Below are 5,041 nucleotides of genomic sequence, written 5' to 3' on the forward strand. Positions count from 1 at the left end.
ACTTCCTTGGGGTGTCTCCACCCCCCTCGTGGCGGGGGCGGGGGCTCTCACCCCCCCCCCCCCCCACCTCTCACCTTGTGTTGACACCTGTATCAGTGCGCTGTGACCTCAGTTGGATCAACTCGTGATGGCACCGGAACTCCAAGGATTTCCGCGCTCTGACGCAAATCCTCGTCCATCCGCTCAAGTAAGCCATCAAGCGAATCGAATGTCATCATCGATCGAATCCGGTCAACGAATTCGATCGCCACTGTCTGCCCATACAAATTCAAATCGGAACGGCCGAGGACGTGCGCCTCAACCGTACGAATTTCACCGCTGAACTGGGGATTTGACCCAACAGATATTGCCGCCGGCAAATAGACGCGCGTGTTAGCCGGCCCTCGTTGAATTAACCAACCGGCATAGACACCATCGGTAGGAATTTCGCCTAAGCCATCACCATAGAGATTAGCGGTAGGGAAACCAAGTTCACGCCCCCTCTGGAAGCCATGTCTCACTTCCCCCACAATCCGATGCGGACGCCCCAAAACTTTCGCTACTGCGGCAACATCCCCCCGCCCAAGAAGCTGACGTATCCATGACGACGAAAATCGCCTACCATCATCTGCAACCAGGTCGTCAACAAGAGTGACATCGAAACCGTGACGCTTCCCTAGCGCAATGAGAGCATCACCGTCGGCGCAGTTCCCTGCCCCAAAACGGACATCCTTGCCAACGACAACAGCTTTCGCCCCGAGAACCCCCCGCAGCTGCTGCCTAACAAATTCTTCCGGACTAGCATTGGCATATTCGAGCGTATATTGCTGGACAAGCACCCCATCGATTCCCATTGCTTCGAGTCGGTCAAGCCGATCTTCGAGAGACGTGATCAAAGCAATCGGTGTCTGTGGCGCGTGAACAACCGCAGGATGCGGAGCGAAAGTCAGAACTACTGCCTGAACACCGCGTGCGCGAGCCTGACGAATAGTCTCATTCAAAATCGCCTGATGCCCACGATGCACACCATCATAAACGCCGATCGTCACCACCGATTCGAGATCGTCGGGCACGTCGGCGACGTTAAACCAGCGCTTCACTTGGAGCGAAGGCCAAGCTGTGAACGGCCATCAGACATATCGTCTGGAGCTGACGCAGGGGTCATTTCGCTACGTACACCGTGGTGACGACCCTTGCCACCGCACCCGCAACCACCGCGTCCGTGGCCATGGCCACTACCGTGGGTATGCCCGCCTTTAGCATGCGCGTTGCCTTTACCACCACATCCGCAACCAGACGACACTGGCTGAGTTTCGATCATGTTTTCACTCATACCTATCAGTTTAACTTTTTACAAATAGCAGTGCCAGAGGGAGACACCTCCGCACGAGTCTCATAAAAGGCACAAAGTAGCGCTATAAAAAATGTGTGGGTGATACACGAGACGCATCACCCACACATTCGATCATGTATTTACGGCAAGTAATAGGTCGGGTTCGGCAACTTAAAAGCCATGTCAGCGTGTCCACCGATCAGGTCGGAATACTGATCACCAAAATTACCGACGATTGTGTATCCCAAGTCCTTTTCAATATGACTACGGGTCCCAGACTTAAATTCAATGGTTGTGCACTTCTCGCCTGCGCATGTCACATAAGACGGTACTTTTGCTGGATCTGAAGAGGGCTTCGTGAAATACAGATTCTCGATGAAACCCGGGTAACCTGCAGCAAAGAGATTGCGCAGTGTCCACGCCTTTTGCGAAGTCGAACGACCTGTGAGGCCAATAATCTCACAACCAGCATCCTTCGCTGCCGTCACAAGTTTCACCATGCCAGGCGTTGCTGGAAGATCGTGCGATTCCAAATACGCCTTCTGGAATTCAGGAGTGAAATTGAACTCCATCGCTTCTTCCATATCGTAGGTCCATACTGTTGTGTCATCCGCGTCGAGGGTGATTGCCGGCTTCTTTCCAGCGTCAACTCCAGCGCGGCAAGCGTGAACAACCTTGTCTGTAGCAGCGGAAGTTACTTTCTCCATCTCGGTGATGTATGGGGATGTCATCTTGTTGGACACGTACACACCGGTGTCATTTTGCTTTGCGTTGTAGTAGGAACGAATCGTTGCTTTCACAACATCCATATTGGGGATGTCAGTGTCCTTAACCCCTGCAACTGAGCCACTCGAACCATCGGCAGCGAGAGTATAGGTTCCCACGCTTGGCGACATTCCAGCGGCGCGGTCTTTCGCTTCCCACTCATCATTCAAATTCTTGCTCGGCAAGTAGTAGGTTGCATTAGGCAACTTGACCCATTCAAGTGCAGCGCCACCTTGGAGGTCAGACCACTGGTCACCAAAGTTTCCTGCAATGACATAGCCTAGATCATCCTGGATGTGGCGACGGGTTCCCGCCTTGAAAGCCACGGTTGAACACTTGCCCTTCGATACTTCGCAGTATCCCTGCTTCACCAGATATTCAGGCATCGCGGCGCCATTATCAAACTTGGTGAAGTACTTATCAGCTGTAAAAATCGGCTTTCCTGCCTCGTCCACATATCCCGCACGTGCAAGGTTGGCGAGTGTGACTTCCTTTTGGGAGTCTTTCCGACCCGTTAGGCCAATGATCTCACAGCCAGCGTTGCGAACTTCCTTCACGAGTTTCACCATTCCCGGGGTTGCGGGAAGATCATGCTTGGCAAACCATGCATTTTGCTTGTCGACAGTGAAATTAAAGTTCATGAATGAATCTTCCATGTCATACGTCCACAAGGTGGTGTCATCAGCGTCGAACACTGCTGCAGGCTTCTTACCTGCAGCCACTTGTGCACGGCAGATATCTGCGATCTTTACTGATGCAGCTTCAGTGATCCGCGTGACATCGTGAATATAGGGAGACTCTTTCTTGTTGGCAATTCCCTTGGGAGCATTCATATAGGCGCGAATAGTTTTCTTCGCGATATCCCAGTTCACAAGCTTGTCACCAGGGGTATCGAGGCCGCTTGAACCATCCATTTTCAAAGTAAAAGTCGTTTGCGGTGTCATCCAGCTTTCATCCGCATTCGAACGAGGTGCAGCTATCTGCGGCGTTTTCGGTGCTGAGGTCGCGTTCGGCGCCGGCATAGGCTTGGTGGTCTTGTGGGAATCCTTGGATACATCGTAGTGGTAACCAGCAGGGCACGATTTCTCTCCCGCCGACGCCGAAGCGCCAGGAACGTTGGCTGCTAGACCAACACCAACAAAAGCCAGCACCATCACAGCCGCGATAACGCCACGTCGGCGGCGAACCACCGCCACTGAACCAATAGCGATCATCACAAGCGCAGCGAGAGCAATAACTGCCGTCGTCGAGCCAGTCTGTGCCAAATCGGGAACACAGTAATCAGGAATCACTTCATCTCCTCGTTCGTCATCGAGTCACCGGACGTCATTGCCCGGGATATCGATGCTACGCCTGCTCAGGAGAAGAGACCGACCGTTAGCAAAGGCAGCAAGAGATTTGAAAACGATGAAAATATTTACCGCGCCGACGGTGGCGAAATGCGAATCTGCAGATCTGGTTTGAGCTTTCCTCCACGTGGAGAAACGAGGGCGATCGCATGACCGTCGTAGACTGCAACTGCTGGCCAGGAGCTGGCAGAACGCTGATCGATAAACTGTCCTCGTCCCAACAAAACTGCTTCAGCTTCGCTGATCTCGATCACCTCAAACACATCGGCACAAACGTCATCAATTCCCAAACATGGGATGGTCTCCCCAGCAAAGACATACTCCGCAAGATGCTCTATCGTCTGCGCCTGGGCAACATTCCATGCTCCCACTCGAGTACGTCGGAGCATACGTAAGTGTGCACCAACGCCAAGCGCATCGCCAAGATCACGCCCAAGAGCACGAATGTACGTTCCCGAGCTCACAGATGCCACGGCGTCCATCTCAACGATGTGATATTCGTCGTTCGTATCAGAAAATGTCGATTCCGTCAGTTCACTGATCCGAGCAAATTCTGCAACATGCACTGGGCGCGCAGGGATCTGAACGTCAACACCGTCACGCATCAACTCATGAGCACGTTTACCACCGATTTTGATAGCAGAGACTGATGATGGACGCTGAAGAATATCGCCAGTCAGATGTGCCATCGCTGTATCGACTGCGTCAGATGTCAGCCCCTCAGTACTGTGCCATTCCCTCACAGTTCCGTCAGCATCCTCACTCGAGGTAGTGGCGCCAAAAGCGATGCGTGTCTCGTATGCCTTATCGTGGCCGGTGATATAGGTGAGGAGTTTTGTTGCTCGACCGATCCCAACCACCAGCAAACCCGTTGCCATGGGGTCAAGGGTGCCCGCATGTCCAACTTTTCGTGTCCCTGCCAAACGGCGAACTGCGCCGACGACGTCGTGGGAAGTCACGCCGGACGGCTTGTCAATCAGAACAATTCCGTCCGGCGCAACCTGTATTGCTCGTGGGAGATCACCCCACGGCATCTGACGGCGCTCAGTACGCATCAGTCACGATCCTCAGCAATATCGCCCGACTGTGGTGATTCGGCATCGTCAGTATCGCGCGGTTTCTTATACGGATCTGCCTCACCTGCGTAAGTTGCTCCCTGTGCTGCCTCGCGGATCTTTTCATCACGGAAACGTGCGGCAGTGAGCACATCCTCGAACGAACGAGCAGTTTCCGGCAAAGCATCAAGCACAAAGTCCAGACTGGGAGTCAGTCGCAAACCCAATTGCTTGCCCACATTCGAGCGCAACATTCCCTTGGCAGATTCGAGAGCCTTCTGGCTCTGACGAGCTTGCTCTTCACCTCCAAAGACGGTGTAGAACACCGTGGCATGTTGTAGATCGCCAGTCACGCGGACATCTGTGACTGTCACCATTCCCAAACGTGGATCCTTCACCCCTGAATCGAGCAGGCGAGCAACAACTTCGCGAATACGTTCGGCCACTTTTGCAGCGCGTGGATTCGTCATCAATTTCTCCTTCTTGTGAACATGCTTGTTGCGAGCGTGGGCGGCCGCCGCCCCCCCCCCGCAACCGGCATGAAAAGTTAATTACCGTGG

5 protein-coding genes are annotated in these 5,041 nt (G+C 53.5%); all 5 read right to left on the reverse strand.

Going from position 1 to position 5,041, the window contains the following annotated elements:
• Nucleotides 1-92 precede the first annotated feature (92 nt).
• Nucleotides 93-1,079, reverse strand: a complete 987-nt coding sequence (locus tag ACTOVJ_RS08165; RefSeq protein WP_449504401.1) for a bifunctional riboflavin kinase/FAD synthetase — start codon at nt 1,077-1,079, stop codon at nt 93-95.
• Nucleotides 1,076-1,312 carry a hypothetical protein gene (locus tag ACTOVJ_RS08170; protein WP_449502297.1) on the reverse strand — a complete coding sequence of 79 codons (237 nt, stop codon included), beginning with the start codon at nt 1,310-1,312 and terminating at the stop codon, nt 1,076-1,078. Before ACTOVJ_RS08170 ends, ACTOVJ_RS08165 begins: the two co-directional genes overlap by 4 nt.
• Before the next feature lie 140 nt (nt 1,313-1,452).
• Complete coding sequence (locus tag ACTOVJ_RS08175; RefSeq protein WP_449504693.1) at nt 1,453-3,369, reverse strand: HAD family acid phosphatase; 1,917 nt, start codon at nt 3,367-3,369, stop codon at nt 1,453-1,455.
• A gap of 125 nt (nt 3,370-3,494) precedes the next feature.
• Nucleotides 3,495-4,481 (reverse strand): tRNA pseudouridine(55) synthase TruB, encoded by a 987-nt coding sequence (truB, locus tag ACTOVJ_RS08180; RefSeq protein WP_449504403.1) that lies wholly within the window; start codon nt 4,479-4,481, stop codon nt 3,495-3,497.
• Nucleotides 4,481-4,951: a 30S ribosome-binding factor RbfA gene (gene rbfA, locus ACTOVJ_RS08185; RefSeq protein WP_449503631.1), complete on the reverse strand. Its 471-nt coding sequence runs from the start codon at nt 4,949-4,951 to the stop codon at nt 4,481-4,483. The genes truB and rbfA overlap by 1 nt, the downstream gene beginning before the upstream one ends.
• Nucleotides 4,952-5,041 lie beyond the last annotated feature (90 nt).

This window comes from Arcanobacterium sp. (ex Cirak et al. 2026) (assembly GCF_053585065.1).